This window comes from Liquorilactobacillus satsumensis DSM 16230 = JCM 12392 (assembly GCF_001435195.1).
In the GTDB taxonomy this organism is placed as follows: domain Bacteria; phylum Bacillota; class Bacilli; order Lactobacillales; family Lactobacillaceae; genus Liquorilactobacillus; species Liquorilactobacillus satsumensis.
The window spans coordinates 23,999-40,568 of sequence record NZ_AZFQ01000019.1; the positions used below are offsets into that span (position 1 = coordinate 23,999).

Annotated in this window: 19 protein-coding genes; 17 read left to right on the plus strand and 2 right to left on the minus strand. The window is 41.3% G+C overall.

Features of this window, described 5'->3' with window-relative positions; translation table 11 throughout:
- Nucleotides 1-111 precede the first annotated feature (111 nt).
- The 12 genes from FD50_RS01900 (at nt 112) to FD50_RS01955 (ending at nt 7,531) form a co-directional block, all read left to right on the plus strand.
- Nucleotides 112-642 carry a YqeG family HAD IIIA-type phosphatase gene (locus FD50_RS01900; RefSeq protein ID WP_056959897.1) on the plus strand — a complete coding sequence of 177 codons (531 nt, stop codon included), beginning with the start codon at nt 112-114 and terminating at the stop codon, nt 640-642.
- A complete protein-coding gene (gene yqeH / locus FD50_RS01905) occupies nt 635-1,750 on the plus strand; it encodes a ribosome biogenesis GTPase YqeH (protein ID WP_056959899.1) in 1,116 nt (371 codons plus the stop codon). The genes FD50_RS01900 and yqeH overlap by 8 nt, the downstream gene beginning before the upstream one ends.
- Nucleotides 1,751-1,759: 9 nt before the next feature.
- Entirely contained in the window at nt 1,760-2,083 is a 324-nt protein-coding gene (yhbY, locus tag FD50_RS01910; RefSeq protein ID WP_054757063.1) for a ribosome assembly RNA-binding protein YhbY, read from the plus strand.
- 45 nt (nt 2,084-2,128) lie between these two features.
- On the plus strand, nt 2,129-2,725 hold the full coding sequence (locus tag FD50_RS01915) for a nicotinate-nucleotide adenylyltransferase (protein WP_056960106.1): 597 nt from the start codon (nt 2,129-2,131) through the stop codon (nt 2,723-2,725).
- Entirely contained in the window at nt 2,718-3,314 is a 597-nt protein-coding gene (gene yqeK, locus FD50_RS01920) for a bis(5'-nucleosyl)-tetraphosphatase (symmetrical) YqeK (protein ID WP_228887791.1), read from the plus strand. The genes FD50_RS01915 and yqeK overlap by 8 nt, the downstream gene beginning before the upstream one ends.
- Nucleotides 3,315-3,330: 16 nt before the next feature.
- Complete coding sequence (gene rsfS / locus FD50_RS01925; RefSeq protein ID WP_054757067.1) at nt 3,331-3,687, plus strand: ribosome silencing factor; 357 nt, start codon at nt 3,331-3,333, stop codon at nt 3,685-3,687.
- A gap of 3 nt (nt 3,688-3,690) precedes the next feature.
- Nucleotides 3,691-4,428, plus strand: coding sequence for a class I SAM-dependent DNA methyltransferase (locus FD50_RS01930; protein ID WP_056959901.1), 738 nt, complete (start codon nt 3,691-3,693; stop codon nt 4,426-4,428).
- Nucleotides 4,429-4,439: 11 nt separating this feature from the next.
- Nucleotides 4,440-5,612, plus strand: a complete 1,173-nt coding sequence (locus tag FD50_RS01935; RefSeq protein ID WP_056959903.1) for a nucleotidyltransferase — start codon at nt 4,440-4,442, stop codon at nt 5,610-5,612.
- 55 nt (nt 5,613-5,667) lie between these two features.
- The gene (locus FD50_RS01940; RefSeq protein ID WP_054757071.1) at nt 5,668-6,210 is read left to right on the plus strand and encodes a YceD family protein; all 543 of its coding nucleotides are present in this window, start codon (nt 5,668-5,670) and stop codon (nt 6,208-6,210) included.
- An 85-nt stretch (nt 6,211-6,295) separates the two neighbouring features.
- Nucleotides 6,296-6,475 carry a 50S ribosomal protein L32 gene (gene rpmF / locus FD50_RS01945; protein ID WP_056959905.1) on the plus strand — a complete coding sequence of 60 codons (180 nt, stop codon included), beginning with the start codon at nt 6,296-6,298 and terminating at the stop codon, nt 6,473-6,475.
- A gap of 152 nt (nt 6,476-6,627) precedes the next feature.
- Nucleotides 6,628-7,245 carry a ribosome biogenesis GTP-binding protein YihA/YsxC gene (yihA, locus tag FD50_RS01950; RefSeq protein WP_056959907.1) on the plus strand — a complete coding sequence of 206 codons (618 nt, stop codon included), beginning with the start codon at nt 6,628-6,630 and terminating at the stop codon, nt 7,243-7,245.
- A complete protein-coding gene (locus FD50_RS01955) occupies nt 7,232-7,531 on the plus strand; it encodes a nucleoside triphosphate pyrophosphohydrolase family protein (RefSeq protein ID WP_054757084.1) in 300 nt (99 codons plus the stop codon). Before yihA ends, FD50_RS01955 begins: the two co-directional genes overlap by 14 nt.
- Before the next feature lie 55 nt (nt 7,532-7,586).
- On the opposite strand, the gene FD50_RS12975 is transcribed toward FD50_RS01955, so the two are convergent.
- Nucleotides 7,587-7,715 carry an SPJ_0845 family protein gene (locus tag FD50_RS12975; protein ID WP_252894950.1) on the minus strand — a complete coding sequence of 43 codons (129 nt, stop codon included), beginning with the start codon at nt 7,713-7,715 and terminating at the stop codon, nt 7,587-7,589.
- A 202-nt stretch (nt 7,716-7,917) separates the two neighbouring features.
- Between FD50_RS12975 and FD50_RS01960 the strand changes: the two genes are divergently transcribed.
- From FD50_RS01960 to uvrC, 3 genes are all read left to right on the plus strand, one after another.
- Nucleotides 7,918-9,378: an ABC transporter substrate-binding protein/permease gene (locus FD50_RS01960; protein ID WP_056959909.1), complete on the plus strand. Its 1,461-nt coding sequence runs from the start codon at nt 7,918-7,920 to the stop codon at nt 9,376-9,378.
- On the plus strand, nt 9,371-10,111 hold the full coding sequence (locus FD50_RS01965) for an amino acid ABC transporter ATP-binding protein (RefSeq protein WP_054757073.1): 741 nt from the start codon (nt 9,371-9,373) through the stop codon (nt 10,109-10,111). Before FD50_RS01960 ends, FD50_RS01965 begins: the two co-directional genes overlap by 8 nt.
- A 208-nt stretch (nt 10,112-10,319) precedes the next feature.
- Nucleotides 10,320-12,089, plus strand: coding sequence for an excinuclease ABC subunit UvrC (uvrC, locus tag FD50_RS01970; protein ID WP_056959910.1), 1,770 nt, complete (start codon nt 10,320-10,322; stop codon nt 12,087-12,089).
- 5 nt (nt 12,090-12,094) lie between these two features.
- Here the strand turns inward: uvrC and FD50_RS01975 are convergent, their stop codons facing one another.
- On the minus strand, nt 12,095-13,006 hold the full coding sequence (locus tag FD50_RS01975; protein ID WP_056959912.1) for a cation diffusion facilitator family transporter: 912 nt from the start codon (nt 13,004-13,006) through the stop codon (nt 12,095-12,097).
- Between the two features lie 326 nt (nt 13,007-13,332).
- Here FD50_RS01975 and obgE point away from each other — a divergent pair, with 326 nt between their 5' ends.
- Nucleotides 13,333-14,586, plus strand: a complete 1,254-nt coding sequence (obgE, locus tag FD50_RS01980; protein ID WP_056960108.1) for a GTPase ObgE — start codon at nt 13,333-13,335, stop codon at nt 14,584-14,586.
- A gap of 32 nt (nt 14,587-14,618) precedes the next feature.
- Nucleotides 14,619-16,523, plus strand: a complete 1,905-nt coding sequence (locus FD50_RS01985) for an acyltransferase family protein (RefSeq protein ID WP_056959914.1) — start codon at nt 14,619-14,621, stop codon at nt 16,521-16,523.
- Nucleotides 16,524-16,570: the final 47 nt, after the last annotated feature.

Consider the following 16,570-nt stretch of genomic DNA (forward strand, 5'->3'; position numbering starts at 1 on the left):
CATGGAGGTTAAGCGCTGATGGTCGCACTTTTGTTTTAATTTTTTGCCACCTAAGTGCTTTTTAGCATATAATTAACTGATTGATAAGTAAATTGTTAGGAGTTGTCATCAATGTTTACACGTTTCAAACCAACTTGGGCACTGAGTTCGATTTACGAACTGACTCCTGAAGAACTTAAAAAACACGGAATCAAGGTAATCTTGACTGATCTGGACAATACCTTGATTGCCTGGGACAACCCTGAAGGTACGCCTGAGCTGAGAAGTTGGCTTGATAGGATGCAAGCAGCGGCGGTTCCTGTCATTGTGGTTTCAAATAATAGTAAAAAAAGAGTGGCACATGCGGTTGCACCGTTAAATTTGCCTTTCATTGCGCGTGCCCTAAAGCCATTTTCTCGCGGAGTAAATCAGGCTAAAAGAATGTTAAACTTAAGTGACAGCGAATTGGTGTTAGTGGGTGATCAATTGGTCACAGACATAGCTGCGGCAAACGCAGCCCAAATTAGGAGTATTCTGGTGAAACCAATTGTTGAGACAGATGCATGGAATACTAAGATTAATCGCTTTTTTGAAGGAATAATTAAAAACTATCTTAAAAAAAACAATGAATTAAAGGCATGGGGGCATTCATTAGATGACTGAAACCGAAGAGTTATATTGTATAGGGTGCGGTGCTTTGCTGCAGAGTACAGATCGTGAAGGATTAGGTTTCGTACCTGCCGCATCACTACAGAACAGAGAGGATCATAAGGAATTATATTGCAGACGCTGTTTTCGTTTACGCCATTACAATGAACTAGCGACGGTGTCATTGACTGATGATGATTTTTTGCGGGTTTTGTCTAAGATTGGAGAAACAGATGCTTTGGTGGTCAACGTGGTCGATATTTTTGACTTCAGCGGATCACTTATTCCTGGGCTCCAGCGGTTTGTAGGCGATAATCCAATTTTGATGGTTGGCAACAAAGAAGATTTGCTGCCTAAATCTTTAAAACGTTCTAAACTAAAAGATTGGATGCGGCAAGAAGCTAACAAAGTGGGATTGCGCCCAGTAGCAGTTTCGCTGGTAAGTGCCAAAAAGAACCATGCTTTAGCTGACCTGATGACCACTATTGAAAAGTACAGCAAGGGAAGAGATGTTTACGTGGTTGGGGTTACAAATGTTGGTAAATCAACCTTGATTAATCAGATCATTAAGAAGCAATTAGGAGTCGCGGAATTGATTACAACTTCACGGTTTCCTGGTACGACGCTTGACAAGATTGAAATTCCTTTAGATGATGACCATTTTATGATTGACACACCGGGAATTATTCATGCCCAGCAAATGGCGCATTACTTGACTGGCAAAGATTTGGCGCTCGTCGCACCGCAAAAGGAGATTAAACCGAAAGTTTATCAGCTTACAGGAGGTCAAACTCTTTTTCTAGGAGCACTGGCACGCTTTGATTATCTTACCGGTGGAAAAAGCGGCGTTGTGGTGTATACCGATAATAACTTGCCGCTTCATAGAACCAAAACCGAAAATGCAGTTTCTTTCTATGAAAGACATGCGGGTGAACTTTTACAGCCACCGGCAAAAGAAAATTTGGAGCAGATCTTACCATGGGAACGCTTTGAATTTAAAACAGAACAAAAAAGTGATTTAGTTTTTGCAGGTTTAGGCTGGATTACCGTTCCGGCAGATGCGGTAGTTGCCGGGTGGGTTCCTCAAGGAGTAGGGGTCACACTCAGACGCACGATGATATAAGGAGAAAAAATGATAACTGGAAAACAAAAAAGATATTTGAAAGCACAGGCACATAGTATGCGCCCTGTTTTTCAGATTGGTAAAGAGGGCTTGACAGACGAATGGTTTGAACAAGTGGGACATGCCCTCGAAAAAAGAGAATTGTTAAAAGTCAACGTACTTCAAGGAGCAATGCTTGAGGCTAAAGAAGCTGCAGCAGCAATTACCGCTAACTCTGAAATTACAGTTGTGCAGGTAATCGGACATGTATTGGTGCTTTACCGTCAAGCTCAAGATCCAAAGAATCGACAAATTTCAACTTCACTCCAAAAGATTACACAGCACAAGAGGTGAAAAAGGTTGGCTGTTAAAACGCTTAAAGAAACAGATGTGCAGGTTATGCCTGAATTGAAGAGTAGTCATGAAAAGAAAAGGGTTGGGATTTTGGGAGGAACTTTTAATCCCCCTCACTTAGGTCATTTGATGATTGCCGAGCAAGTGGCGGATCAGCTTGGATTAAATAAAGTGTTTTTCATGCCTGATGCAAATCCGCCACATGTTGACCACAAAGACGCTATTGCCGCAGATCAGCGAAAAGCAATGGTGGAATTGAGCATTGCACATAATCCACTTTTTGAACTTGAGACTTGCGAACTTGACCGCGGTGGAATTAGTTACACATATGACACAATTAAAGAGTTGCGTCTGCGTCATCCAGATTGGGAATATTATTTCATTATTGGTGGAGATATGGTTGCGTATTTACCAAAATGGCATCGAATATCTGAACTAGTCAAATTGGTTCACTTTGTCGGAGTTGGACGTTCAGGCTACTCACGCAAAAGCCGTTTCCCCATTTTATGGGTTGATGTCCCCTTGATAGAAATTAGCTCGACTAACATTCGCTGGCGTGTACGCAACCACTGTTCCATCAAGTATCTTGTTACGGACAATGTTATGGATTACATTCGGGAAGAAGGGCTTTATCGTGAGTGAAATCGTATATCAAAAGCTGTATTATCCTAAAAGTAGGAAAAAGCTCTTAGCTGTTTTGAAAAAGAGTGTGTCTCCTAAGCGTTACCAACATTTGCTGGGAGTTGAACAAGCGGCATTGCGGCTGGCTGAGTTGAATCAGGTTGACCTTGAAAAAGCTAGTATAGCAGCACTTGTGCATGATTATGCGAAGGAAAGAAGTGCTGCAGACTTTCGGAGTGTTATTACTAAAAGCAACCTTGATCCAGATCTGTTGAATTGGAATAATGTGATTTGGCATGGGGTTGTTGGAGCACAAATGATTAAAGATGAACTTGGAATTCAAGATGAGGAGATTTTAGATGCTGTACGCAAACATACAGTGGGCGCTCCACAAATGACGCTACTTGATAAAATAATTTATGTTGCTGATTTTATTGAAGAAGGTAGAGTATTTCCAGATGCGCAGTTGGCACGAACCATTGCATATGCAGATCTTGACAGCGCAGTTGCGTTTGAGACCAAGCATACATTGCAATATTTAATGTCAGCAAATAAAGTCATTTATCCAGCAGCCATCTTAACATATAACAAATGGGTTGTAGAAAATTGAAATAAAGGAGAATTAGATGGAAAGTAAAGAAATTTTAAAAAATGTGGTTGAGGCTGCAGATAATAAAAAAGCAGAAGAAATCGTGGCACTTGATGTACATGAACTCAGCTACTTGGCAGATTATTTTGTAATTATGCAAGCCGATTCTGCGCGTCAGGTAAAAGCAATTGCTGATAACATTGAAGAAGCAGTTGAAGAGGCAGGAATTAAAATCAAACAGATTGAGGGTAAAAACAGTGGCAACTGGATTTTGATTGATCTGTATGATGTGGTAGTCCATGTCTTTAAAACAGAGACACGGCAATTTTACAATTTGGAAAAACTGTGGGCAGACGCACCACTGGTTGAACTTTCCAATTGGATTACGGAGTAGTCGATGATTTATGCAAGTTTTGCGGAACTCTATGATAAATTAATGGATCCGAGTATTTATGAAGATTGGGCCAATTTTATTATGCGGCTTGTTCCATCAAAGCGGCAGACAATTCTTGATTTGGCGTGTGGAACGGGACGGCTGGCGGTGAAGCTTGTGCAAGCTGGTTATGCAGTTAGCGGGGTAGATCTTTCGCCAGAAATGCTTTCTTTAGCAGAGTTGAATGCGCGTATGCAAAAAGTAACCCTTCCCTTGATACAGGCTGATATGACAGCTTTAGACGGTTTGGAACGCTTTGATGTTGTCGTGAGTTGTTTGGATTCACTGTGTTATTTGCAAAATCCTGCTGATTTAAAGAAAACTTTTGTGCAAGTAAGGGAACATTTAGAAGATGAGGGAACCTTTATCTTTGATGTGATTTCTCCATATCAGACGGATACTGTCTATCCCGGATATACGTACGCACATACAACAGAGCAGCAAGCATTTACTTGGGAGAGTTATGCTGGAGAACAAGCACACAGCGTGATCCATGACCTAAATTTTTTTATAAAAGAGCAGCAGACACAACAATATCGGCGTGTCACAGAAATTCATCAAGAGCGGACTTATCCGGTTGCAGACTATCTGAAATTCCTTTCTGAAGCTGGATTTGCACGAGTTGCAGTTTTCAGTGACTTTGGCAGGCAAGACGTCACAGCAACAACAACGCGGTATTTCTTTGTTTGCCATAAAGAGTAGGAGGAACCAAGATGGTTGTTGTGGGCATCATTGCTGAATATAATCCGTTTCACAATGGACATCTATATCAAATCAGACAAACACGCAAACGATTTCCAACAGCAACACTTGTTGTTGTGATGAGTGGTAATTTCTTGGAACGTGGCGAACCAGCTATTGTTGATAAGTGGACACGTGCTAATGAAGCGCTGCATTGTGGTGTCGATCTTGTCATTGAACTTCCGGTTGCTTTTTGTGTCCAGCCGGCGGATCGATTTGCTGCGGGGGCGGTTTTATTACTACGTGAAATGGGAGTTCAAAAACTCGTTTTCGGAGCTGAACATGCAGATTATGATTTTGCAGCTTTAGCTGAAAAGGTTGGGACCGTGCATGGTGATTTTTCACGCTACAATGAATCTTTTGCAGCCGCTTATCAAAGAGTGATAGCCGAAAAAATCGGACATCGAGTAGACCAGCCCAATGATATGTTGGGACTGGCATATGCAAAGGCCAACCGGGAAATGGGTAATTTTCTTGAACTGGTACCGTTGCAACGCATGGGAGCGGCGCATCATGCGACTGTGCTAGCACCTGGAAAAAATATTGCGAGTGCCTCAGCGATTAGAGCACAATTAATGCAAGCTAAGACTGCTAGTGTTAATAATTATGTACCGCAACAAACTTTGAATGATTTGGCTAAACAACAGCTTGTTAGCTGGGCAGATTTTTGGCCATTACTGCGTTACCAATTGTTGACTGCCACACACGAGCAATTACGGAATTTTTATGACGTGACTGAAGGATTGGAGTTTCGCATGAAAGAAAAGTTAGAACGATTGCCACAGACTGCAGATTTTGAAACTTGGTTGCAGGCGGTCAAGTCTAAGCGTTATACTTATACCCACCTTGCGCGGCTTGCGGTCATTATCTTATTGCAGGTGACAGCTGCAGAAGTCAAGCATGTCTCAGAAAAACCTTATTTACGACTTCTCGGGTTTACCCCTGCTGGACAACAGCTGCTTAATCAACGTAAGAAAAAGGTTGCATTTCCGCTAATCACACGGGTTACACAGCAGATTAGAAAAGAGCAATTGCAAGTGGATTATCGTGCCGGTTTGATTTATGAACTGGCGAGTCTTAGAGTTCAAGATCATGGAAGGGCTCCACTACGTGTAGGTTACTCACTGTCAAGGGAAAGCCATTGACATTGTATTTTACGACAGGTATAATCAAGTTTGTTGCATTAGGGGGAAGTACTCAATGAAATGGTCTTTAAATGAATTGCGTCAAACAGGTGCAGCACCATTTGAAGTTGACGAAACTATTGATCTTTCTGAGTCCATCCGGAGGCGTAATGAAAATATTATTGCAATTTCTCCGGTGCATGTGAAGGGCTTTTTGGTAGTTGATAGTTTAGGTCTGTTGGGCTCTTTTCAGATCAGTGCTAAACTGACAGTACCTTCTACAAGGTCACTGAATGAAGTTGAGCTTCCGTTGAATTTTGATGTCAGCGAGTATTATGTAGATCCGCGTGAAGGCAATTTAGCACGTTTTGCCGCCGATGATGTGGTAATCAACGTGGAGGATGGATTGCTTGACCTTGCACAGGTTGCTGAGGACAATATTTTATTACAGATTCCAATGCGGGTGTTGACTCCGACAGAGCAACAAGGAGAGGCGCCTTTACCTCAAGGTCAAAGTTGGACGGTTACTGAAGATGATCAGCAGACTGACAATGATGACCATTCTCAAATTGATCCACGTTTGGCTAAGTTGAAGGATTTCTTCAAAAAGGATGATTGAGTCTGTCTGGGCGGGTTGCTATATTCGCAAACAACAAGTACAATTTCTCTTGTTGATTAAATTAATATGAAGGGGGTGTTTGTTGATGGCAGTACCAGCACGTAAAACATCAAAAATGCGTAAAAGATTACGCCGTACACATTATAAGCTGCAAGTACCTGGAATGAGTGCATGTCCTAATTGTGGTGAATTGAGAAGATCTCATCGTGTATGCTCAAGTTGTGGTTACTATGGTGACAAAGAAGTTGTGAAAATCAAAAAGTAAGCAGCGATGATACTTTATTATTAAAACAGCTAAGACGAGTGTTCTGGACAGGTGGTTCGGAATACTCTTTTTTTGTAATGTTTTTTTCTGTTTGAGTAGTGTGATCAGGGCGGATATGTTAAAATTTATCAGGACAGAAGGGAAGTTACAAAATGAAAGTGCATAACGTCAGTTTGAAGATCAGCGCAGTCGGTGCTGCTCAGTATCCGCTAGAAGGGTATCCGGAGATTGCATTGGTAGGGCGTTCTAATGTTGGAAAGTCTTCATTGGTCAATACGCTGATTAATCGCCGAAGCTATGCGCGGACTTCGAGCCAACCGGGAAAGACGCAAACACTTAACTTTTATGAGGTTGAGTCGCAGCTTTTTTTGGTCGATGTTCCGGGTTACGGCTATGCGAAGGTTTCAAAAAAAGATCGGCAAAAGTGGGGTAGAATGATAGAAGAATACTTAACGCAAAGGCAGACTTTGCGTGGAGTTATTATTCTGTTAGATGGCAGACACGCACCAATGCAACTTGATTTGCAAATGATTGATTTTTTGCATTATTACAAGCTCCCTCTTTTGATAGTGGCGACTAAGGTTGATAAGGTTCCCCGTAGTAAGTGGAACAAGATTGAAAAGGAGATTAAGCAAAACGCTGATTTACAACCACAAGACCAGCTAGTGCTTTTTTCGGCCACTACCAAAGCTGGGGCGCCAGTAGTTTGGGATTGGATCGAAAAAAAGACAAAAATCAATGAGGGGATGTTGGATGATGGAGTTCAATGAATATCAAAAGGCAGCAACAAGGACGTTATATGGTAACGAGCAGGTACTAACTAACTGTGCACTTGGTCTAGCGGGTGAAAGCGGTCAGTTAATTGATTTAGTCAAGAATTATACATTTAAGGGTAAAGATCTTAATCGTGAGGAAATGATTCATGAAATGGGCGATGTTTTATGGTATCTTTCTCAGATTGCTGCTTGGGCTGATATTCCCTTTGATGAAGTTGCTCGTGATAACATCGAAACACTGAATAAGCGGTATCCGCACGGTTTTGCCCAAGATAAATAAGTATTCATCCTTTAAAATCGGCAAAAAAAGGGTATTAAAAAAGCTCTTAACGAGCTTATTTTTTTTGATCTTTGGGATCCTTTTTGTTTTTCGGTTTTTGTTCTTCCCGTGGTTTTTTAGGATCGAGTGCGAATTTTCCAAAAAGTTCATCCACTTTATTTTGGTTGTTTACGGTTAGTCCCATGAACGTTCCTCCTAACATGGTTTAATCGATACTACCCAAAGGATAACAATTTTCCAGACCTTTTTCAAATACAATGATTACTGTGAATTCTTTTTTGGTTATTTTATGCATAAAAACAATAAATTAGCGATTTATATTGCATAATAATTCTTTTACTAGTATAATTTCTTACATAAGCAAGGAAAGTCAGGGAGATAGTGAAATGAAGACAAAAAGTTTATGGCTCTTTTTATGTGTTTTTGTGTGTGCACTTTTTATTCCATTCCAACAGACACAAGCAGCGACTGATGGATATTTACAAAAGGTTAAGGATCAAGGAACTTTAGTAGTCGGAACCAGTGCCGATTATCCACCTTACGAATTTACGGTTAAGCAAAATGGAGAGACTAAGTATGTTGGGCTTGACATGGAGATTGCCCAAAAATTTGCTGATAATTTGGGAGTAAAATTAGTAGTCAAGAATATGAATTTTGATTCTCTATTAGTTGCACTTGAGACGCATAAAGTTGATATGGTAATTTCAGGAATGAACCCAACTCCTGAACGGCAGCAGAGTGTTGATTTCTCAAAAGTATACTATTCTGGAGATCAATATATGTTGATTAATAAAAAAGATCTTGCTCGTTTTAAGACCATCAAGAGTTTTAAGAACAAAACGATTGGGGCACAAACAGGTTCACTGCAATATACACTTGTTAAACAACAGATGAAAAACAATGAGATTAAAGGGCTTGCCAAATTAAACGATCTTGTGATTGCGCTGCAGTCCGGTAAAGTCAACGCAGTTGCGATGGAAGAACCGACAGCAAGGGCTTTTGCAGAAAATAATTCAGGATTAGTGGCTATCAATCCGAAATTTAAAGTTGATGCAGGGCAAACAGGTGCGGCAATCGCCTTTCCTAAGGGAGCAACTTCTTTAGTGAATGCGGCTAATAAAACGATTACCCAAATTAAACAGCAGAATTTAATTAATAAAAAATATATTCCACAGGCTGGGAAATACATGGCTGGAAATACGAAGAGTAATTCAATTCTGAATTACTGGACGTACTTTGCAAAAGGAATTGAATATACGCTTATAATCACTGTTGTTTCAGTTTTCTTCGGATTTGCCTTGGGTGTCTTGTTTGCGCTGATGCGGTTGTCACGCAATAAATTGTTTCATTGGTTAGCAGTTGCCTATATTGAATTTGTGCGGGGAACTCCGCTCATGGTGCAGGTAATGTTTGTCTATTTTGGAATTGGAGCGGTCATTCAATCTTTACCAGCCCTTGTTGCTGGAATCATAGCTGTGTCCTTAAATTCAACAGCGTATGTGGCTGAAGTTATTCGTTCAGGGATCGAATCAATTCCGGCAGGTCAGACAGAAGCAGCTCGGAGCCTAGGCATGTCACAGAAATTGACTTATCGGTATGTAATTATTCCACAGGCTTTAAAGAACATTTGGCCTGCGCTAGGCAATGAATTCATTACCTTAATTAAGGAAAGTTCAATTGTTTCAATTATTGGTGTCACCGATTTAATTTACCAGATGCAACTGGTCCAGTCTGCAACTTACAAAGGCGTTGTTCCAATCTTCATTGCAATGGTAATCTATTTTGTAATGACATTCAGTTTATCCAAGGTTTTGGGTTATTTTGAAGGGAGAATGAAACATGCCTAGTCTGATAGAAGTGAAAGAACTTGAAAAAGCTTTTGGTGAAAATGTTGTTTTGAAAAATATTAGCGAGACGGTCAAAAAAGGAGAGGTTATCTGTGTAATTGGTCCTTCAGGATCGGGAAAAAGTACTTTTCTGAGATGTTTAAACGTGTTGGAAAAACCTACCAGCGGACAAGTTTTGTTTGAAGGTAAAGAGTTAACTCATCTGAATGAAGAAGAGCTGAATTTATTGCGTGAACGGATGGGAATGGTTTTTCAGGGCTTCAACTTATTTCCAAATATGAGTGTCTTGGATAATCTAAAGTTGGCTCCATTGCATGTCAGAAAAGTTACTGAAGAAGCAGCTACGACCACGGCCCAACGCCTGTTAGCGCAGGTTGGGTTGGAAGACAAGGCCAAGCAGTACCCAGAGAGCCTCTCAGGTGGACAGAAGCAGCGTGTAGCCATTGCGCGTGCTTTGGCAATGGATCCAGAGGTCATGTTGTTTGATGAGCCGACATCGGCGCTTGATCCTGAGATGGTTGGTGAGGTATTGAAGGTGATGCGTGATCTTGCAGATTCCGGAATGACAATGGTTGTTGTTACTCATGAGATGGGCTTTGCTAAAGAAGTTGCCGATCAGATCTGGTTTATGGATGGCGGCTATATTCAGGAAAAAGGCAAACCGCAAGAATTCTTTGCTGCACCTAAAACTGAACGTGCACGGCTGTTTTTGTCGAAGATCTTGCCAGAATAAGGCGTTGATAATTAGGGCTTTATTCTAGGATTGGCTGGCTTGAAAGCTCACAATTAGCCTTACTGATTTGACTCATACTTATTAAGTACCCCAAAATTGCATGGCTGTTTGGCCCAATTTTTGGAGGTGCTTTTTTATTCTATAAAGTTGTGGCAGACTGTACTATAATATTAGAAGTGTTTTATTAATAGACGAGGTGAAATTAAAAATGGCAACAAAACATATTGAAAATAAATTAAAGTTGCTGCCAGATTTACCGGGATGCTACCTTATGAAGGATCTTAATAGCAAAATTATTTACGTGGGCAAAGCAAAAAATCTAAAGAATCGGGTGCGCTCTTATTTTAAAAGTGCGCATGTTGGTAAAACGGCTAAATTAGTTTCCGAAATCCGTGATTTTGAAACAATCATCACTTCGACAGATAAGGAAGCCTTTTTGCTTGAAATTACACTGATTCAAAAGCATAGTCCCTACTATAACATTCGGTTAAAAAGAGGGACGGGTTATCCGTATATCAAAATTACTAATGAAAAAGATCCGCAACTTAAAATTGTCAGTCAAATCAAAAAAGACGGTGGTTCATATTTTGGACCATATCCCAATGTATATGCAGCTGAAGAAACAATTCAACTACTGCAAAAGGTATACCCTCTACGGCGTTGCAATGGTTACCAAAAACGTCCATGCCTCTATTATCATATGGGCCAATGTTTAGGCGCATGTTTTAAAGAGGTACCACAGGAAAAATATCAAAGACAGATTAGGAAAATTAAGTCCTTTCTGAATGGAAATGTGGGTCACATCAAAAGAACACTTGAAGCTAAGATGAGTGATGCTTCGGCTAAGCTGGAATTTGAAAGAGCTGCAGAAGTACGCGACCAGATCCACTATATTGAGGTCACAGTTGAGCGACAAAAGATTATCTCGAATGATAATACGCCGCGTGATCTTTTCAACTTTTATATGGATAAGGGCTGGCTTTCGCTTCAGATCTTCTTTATCCGGCAAGCGCGGTTAATTAAACGTGAAAAAAGACTTTTTCCATGCATTGATAAGCCTGAAGCTGAACTGGAATCCTTTATTTTACAGTTTTACAATCAAAAAAATAGAATCTTGCCCAAAGAAATTTTGGTTCCTACCGGCGTTTCACAAGATGTGCTGGCAGAGATTCTCAAGATTCCGGTGAAGACTCCGCAACGAGGCGCTAAACGGGATCTAATGCAATTAGCCCAGCAAAACGCTAAGCTGATTTTAGATGAAAAATTTCGCTTACTTGAACTTGATGACCGCAAGACGACCGGTGCAATGGATGAGCTAACACAGGCCCTCCATTTGCCGCAAGGCCATCGAATTGAAGCTTTTGACCACTCTCACTTGCAAGGGACAGATCCAGTTTCAGCAATGATTTGTTTTATTGATGGGCGTCCTGAAAAAGATCAGTATCGTAAATACAAACTTAAAACAGTTACACATGCAGACGAGGCCGCAAGTACACGTGAGGTAATCAGACGGCGCTATAGTCGTTTGCTAAAGGAACATGCGCAGCTCCCGGATTTAATCTTGATGGATGGGGGAATTGTCCAGGTTGAAGCGGTAATTGATGTGTTACAAAATGAATTGAACCTCTCAATTCCTGTTGCTGGGATGGTTAAAGATGAACATCACAAAACAGCGGCGTTGATGAATGCTGCTTTCCAAAAAGTTCCGTTAGATCCCAAAAGTGAGGGCTTTTACTTGCTGCAACGGATTCAAGATGAGGTGCACCGCTTTGCGATTACTTTTCATCGTAAAGCACACTCCAAAAACTCGCTTTCATCAAGGCTGGATCTGATTCCGGGTGTAGGTCCTAAGTCACGGACTAAGCTGTTGCGCAAATTTGGGTCAATGAAAAAGATCACCGAGGCTCCTGTTAATGAGATTCAATCGTTAGGAATCTCAAAAAAAGTTGCCCAGATGATCAAGCTGAGTCTTAAATAGTTTTTTTAGTGACTATTAAGTTCGTTTGGAAGTTGTGGTTCGTAGTCGATGTCCCACGGTTCAACATGTACATCTGTGTCAAAGACCCCATATTTGCGACGCAATAGACTTTCTATTTTCTCAGTAATGTGATGACTGCGTCTGACTGTCATCTGCGGGTCAACCCAAATGATAATGTCAACAAAGATATTTGCACCATAAGAACGGCCTTGAATATTATGAACAAGTTCCACTCCATCAATTTTTTGAACAGCGGCCGTATACTCATCCAGTAGATCATCATCGAATCCATCAGAAAGTGAAAAAGCACTTGCTGAAAAAATATTGTAGGCGGTCTTTAAAATTAAAAGGCCGATAATGAGTGCGGCGGCGCCATCTAGCCAAGGCATGTGGAAGTTTGCACCGATAATGGCAGCTGAAGTGCTGAAACTAGTCCAGGCATCGTTGCGGCTATCTTTTGCAATCGCGCCCAGCGCTTCGGAATTGATTAATGCCGCCCGCTTTTTATTGCGCAGATAGATTATAAACATGACAATTCCACTAAAGAGACCCACAAAAAGAGCATGGATATCGGGGGTTGTACTCTTTTGAAAGAGCAGATCCTGAACGGACGAGTAAAGGACACTCAAGCCTACAAGCAGCATGATAAAGGAGACAAGCAAAGTGGCAATTGTTTCTGCTTTCCAATGGCCGTATTGGTGATGTTCATCAGGTGGACGCTGAGCTAAGCGTAAACCGACCATAATGGCACAAGACGAGAAGACGTCTGTCAGATTGTTAGAACCATCGGCAATTAGGGTTGCAGAATGGCTAAGCTGTCCTACAACCAGTTTTAAAAGTGTGAGTACAATATATGCACTGATATTTAAGAGAACGCCTCTTTGTGCTATTTTTAAGTTTTGATAACGTTCTTGCATGGTAGACACTCCTCGGGCAAAAAACACTATTTTTAATCATTAGCTACAATAGATAAATTATAAATGATTTTTGTATTAAAGCAAATGAAGGCGTTTTTCATTTCTTTGACCAGCTGCAAAAAAACTGGTATAGTGAGGCTTGGTAGTTTTCAGAACGGATGAGAGAAGTTCATTTTTTCTTTTTTCTTGGAAGTTAATGAAGCTGTGTATTAATTAATGAAGTTTTGTATTTTTATTTTAGGTCTGAAAAGAAAGAAAGGTGAGCAGAAGTGGCATTTGTTGATCAAGTTAAGATCAATGTCAAGGCCGGAAACGGCGGCAATGGAATGGTGGCATTCCGTAGAGAAAAGTATGTTCCAAATGGCGGACCTGCCGGCGGTGACGGTGGCAAGGGCGGCAGTGTAGTTTTAAAGGTAGATGAAGGATTACGCACCCTGATGGATTTTCGTTACCATCGGCATTTTAAAGCTAAAAGCGGCGGCAACGGAATGATTAAAGGGATGTATGGCAGAGGTGCTGATGATCTGTATATTGCTGTTCCTGAAGGTACAACGGTCTCTGATGAAGAAACTGGTGAAGTTCTAGGTGATCTCTTGCATGAAGGAGACGAATTGGTAGTCGCTAAAGGTGGTCGTGGCGGCCGTGGCAATATTCACTTTGCAAGTCCTCGCAATCCAGCACCTGAGATTGCTGAAAACGGTGAACCCGGCGGTGAGCGCATTTTGAAACTTGAGCTAAAAGTCTTAGCTGATGTTGGCTTGGTCGGATTTCCATCTGTTGGAAAATCAACCTTGTTAGCGACAGTTACAAGTGCAAAGCCAAAAGTTGCTGCTTATCATTTCACCACACTTGTGCCTAACCTAGGAATGGTGCGTCTAGAAAATGGCAGTGATTTTGTGATGGCTGACTTACCGGGGCTAATCGAAGGGGCTTCCCAAGGTGTTGGACTTGGAATTCAATTTTTGCGGCATGTTGAAAGGACCCGGGTTATTCTGCATTTGATAGATATGAGCGGTTTTGATGGCCGCGATCCTTACGATGATTTTATCAAAATCAACCAAGAATTGGAAAGTTACGATGAACTACTTTTAGAGCGACCACAGATTGTGGTTGCTAGTAAGATGGATCTTCCAGAAGCAGCAGCTAATTTGCGTCAATTCAGGGAAAAAATGCAAAAACAACAAATTTTGGCACAACAACCTGAAATTATTGAAATCTCATCCGTTACACGTCAAGGACTGCAGGAACTTTTGCTTAAGACTGCTGCATTGTTAGATAAGACACCGGCCTTTCCCACTCTGGCACAGCGGCAAACAACTAGCGATGAACAGCTTTATCAATTTGAAGATGGAGAGCAGCCAGATTTTGAGATTACACGTGATCCAGATGCAACTTGGGTTCTTGGGGGATCTAAGCTAGAGAAGCTCTTTAAGATGACTAACTTTGATCACGATGAAAGCATAATGCGTTTTGCTAGACAGCTTCGTGGGATGGGTGTCGATGATGCATTGCGTGCGCGTGGTGCTAAACCAGGCGATCATGTCAGAATTGATAAATTCACTTTTGAATTCGTAGAATAAAAGGCAGTTGGATGTTTTTGAGGTTAAGATAAATGGGAGTAAATACAAAAAAACGTCGGTATATCACTGGATTTGACGGCATCCGGACGTTAGCCGTTCTTGGGGTAATTCTATATCACTTATTTCCGTATAATATTCAAGGCGGGTATCTTGGGGTGCCTATCTTTTTTGTACTTTCTGGATATCTGATTACGGATATTTTGAATGAAGAGATTGAAAAATACGGAAAAGTTCACGTTTGGGAATTTTATCAAAGACGGATGAGACGTCTTTATCCGGCTCTGGTAGCAATGGTAATCGGGACAAGTGCCTATATAACGCTCTTTCAGCGGGATATGTTAGTTCATATTCGGAGAACGATCATTGCTAATTTGTTATATGTATATAACTGGGTACAACTTGGACAGGGACAGTCCTATTTTGATCGCTTTGGAGCACAGTCGCCTTTTACGCATCTCTGGTCGCTTTCAATTGAGGGACAGTTTTATTTCTTTTGGCCCCTGATTTTAACAGTCTTGTGGGTCTTATTACGCAAAAAGCAGCCGGTTTTTGATGTTATTTTTGTGGCAGCCTTTGTGTCGGCGTTGATGATGGCAGTGTTATATCGGCAAGGACAAGACCCTTCACGAATTTACTTTGGCACCGACACCCGGATGTTTGCAATTCTTCTGGGAGCAGCCTTGTCGGTTATTTGGCCAAGCAAGAGTTTAAAAGAACGGCTCAGCACTCAAGCACGTTGGTTTTTGGATGCTGCCGGGATCTGTGCACTGCTGTTAATTGTTATTTTGTTCTTCAAGATGCCAGGTGAAAGTGATCTGACTTATCATGGTGGGATGTTCTTCTTTACACTCTTGTCTGCTGTCCTAGTGGCAACTGTGGTTCATCCGGGAGCAGATTTAAATCGAATTATGTCCAATCCTGTTTTCAGCTGGGTAGGTAAGCGAAGTTATGGGATCTATTTATATCAATTTCCTGTAATGATTTTTTATGAAACCCGAGTTGCGAATGTAGCAGCACATCCCGTTTTGCATAGTTTGGTAGAAATTGCGCTCATTATTGGAATTAGTCATTTATCTTATGTTTATCTTGAGTTACCACTTCAGCACTTTGACTATCGCCGGACTGGTGAAGTTATCAGTGAGTTTTTTCAGCGAAATTCACGCTATGGTTGGCGCCGTTTATGGGTCTGTGCCGGGGTGCTCTTGAGTGTTCTTGCGTTAGTGGGAGCCATTGCGCAACCATCTTCAGCTTCAAATAGTTCCGCGCAACAATTGAAAAAAGTGATCGAAAGTAATCAGCGCAAGGTTGCAAGTGGAAATGCACGTGAACAAAAGAAAGCTGCTACTAAGCAAAGTGCAGCACAAAGTTCGCAGGTGCAAAGCTCTTCAGCTGACACGGCGCACAGTAAGCAACAGTCACAGCAGTCTGAAGAACTGACTGATCGTCAAAAACAGCAAGCTCAAAACTTGAACGTGACGGCAGTTGGAGATTCAGTTATGGCTGATGGAGCAGTTAAGTTACAAGGAATTTTTCCGCGAATGTATGTTGATGCGCAGGTTGGCCGCCAGCCGCGCGATGCGATTGGAATTCTACAAGGACTTGCTCAAAATGGAAAATTGGCGGATACTGTCTTGTTGAGCCTTGGAACAAATGGACCTTTTTCAGATGATGAATTAGATCAGATTATGGCGGCAGTTGGGAAAAGACAAGTCTTTTGGATTAACACACATGTTCCTACGCGTCGTTGGCAAAATCAGGTAAACGACTCTTTAAAGGCTGCGGCGTCTAGGTATCATAATCTGAAAATTATTGACTGGTATGATTACAGCAATCGTCATCCAGAGTGGTTTTACGCAGATAATGTGCATCCCAACGAGTATGGCCTTAATTATTACAGCGGCTTTATTGCAAAGGAAATGTTAAGTTCTTCTAAGTAAATCTGCGTTTACCTTGTGAAGACCAATAAAAAGGCTCAGCGTCACTT

Bases quoted from the DNA above. Each gene is read 5' to 3' on its own strand.
- FD50_RS01900 (WP_056959897.1), top strand. From the start codon at position 112: ATGTTTACACGTTTCAAACCAACTTGGGCACTGAGTTCGATTTACGAA.
- yhbY (WP_054757063.1), top strand. From the start codon at position 1,760: ATGATAACTGGAAAACAAAAAAGATATTTGAAAGCACAGGCACATAGT.
- FD50_RS01940 (WP_054757071.1), top strand. From the start codon at position 5,668: ATGAAATGGTCTTTAAATGAATTGCGTCAAACAGGTGCAGCACCATTT.
- obgE (WP_056960108.1), top strand. From the start codon at position 13,333: ATGGTGGCATTCCGTAGAGAAAAGTATGTTCCAAATGGCGGACCTGCC.
- yihA (WP_056959907.1), top strand. From the start codon at position 6,628: ATGAAAGTGCATAACGTCAGTTTGAAGATCAGCGCAGTCGGTGCTGCT.
- FD50_RS01975 (WP_056959912.1), bottom strand. From the start codon at position 13,006: ATGCAAGAACGTTATCAAAACTTAAAAATAGCACAAAGAGGCGTTCTC.
- FD50_RS12975 (WP_252894950.1), bottom strand. From the start codon at position 7,715: ATGGGACTAACCGTAAACAACCAAAATAAAGTGGATGAACTTTTTGGA.
- FD50_RS01985 (WP_056959914.1), top strand. From the start codon at position 14,619: ATGGGAGTAAATACAAAAAAACGTCGGTATATCACTGGATTTGACGGC.
- yqeH (WP_056959899.1), top strand. From the start codon at position 635: ATGACTGAAACCGAAGAGTTATATTGTATAGGGTGCGGTGCTTTGCTG.
- uvrC (WP_056959910.1), top strand. From the start codon at position 10,320: ATGGCAACAAAACATATTGAAAATAAATTAAAGTTGCTGCCAGATTTA.
- FD50_RS01930 (WP_056959901.1), top strand. From the start codon at position 3,691: ATGATTTATGCAAGTTTTGCGGAACTCTATGATAAATTAATGGATCCG.
- FD50_RS01960 (WP_056959909.1), top strand. From the start codon at position 7,918: ATGAAGACAAAAAGTTTATGGCTCTTTTTATGTGTTTTTGTGTGTGCA.
- FD50_RS01915 (WP_056960106.1), top strand. From the start codon at position 2,129: ATGCCTGAATTGAAGAGTAGTCATGAAAAGAAAAGGGTTGGGATTTTG.
- rpmF (WP_056959905.1), top strand. From the start codon at position 6,296: ATGGCAGTACCAGCACGTAAAACATCAAAAATGCGTAAAAGATTACGC.
- FD50_RS01955 (WP_054757084.1), top strand. From the start codon at position 7,232: ATGGAGTTCAATGAATATCAAAAGGCAGCAACAAGGACGTTATATGGT.
- FD50_RS01935 (WP_056959903.1), top strand. From the start codon at position 4,440: ATGGTTGTTGTGGGCATCATTGCTGAATATAATCCGTTTCACAATGGA.
- FD50_RS01965 (WP_054757073.1), top strand. From the start codon at position 9,371: ATGCCTAGTCTGATAGAAGTGAAAGAACTTGAAAAAGCTTTTGGTGAA.
- rsfS (WP_054757067.1), top strand. From the start codon at position 3,331: ATGGAAAGTAAAGAAATTTTAAAAAATGTGGTTGAGGCTGCAGATAAT.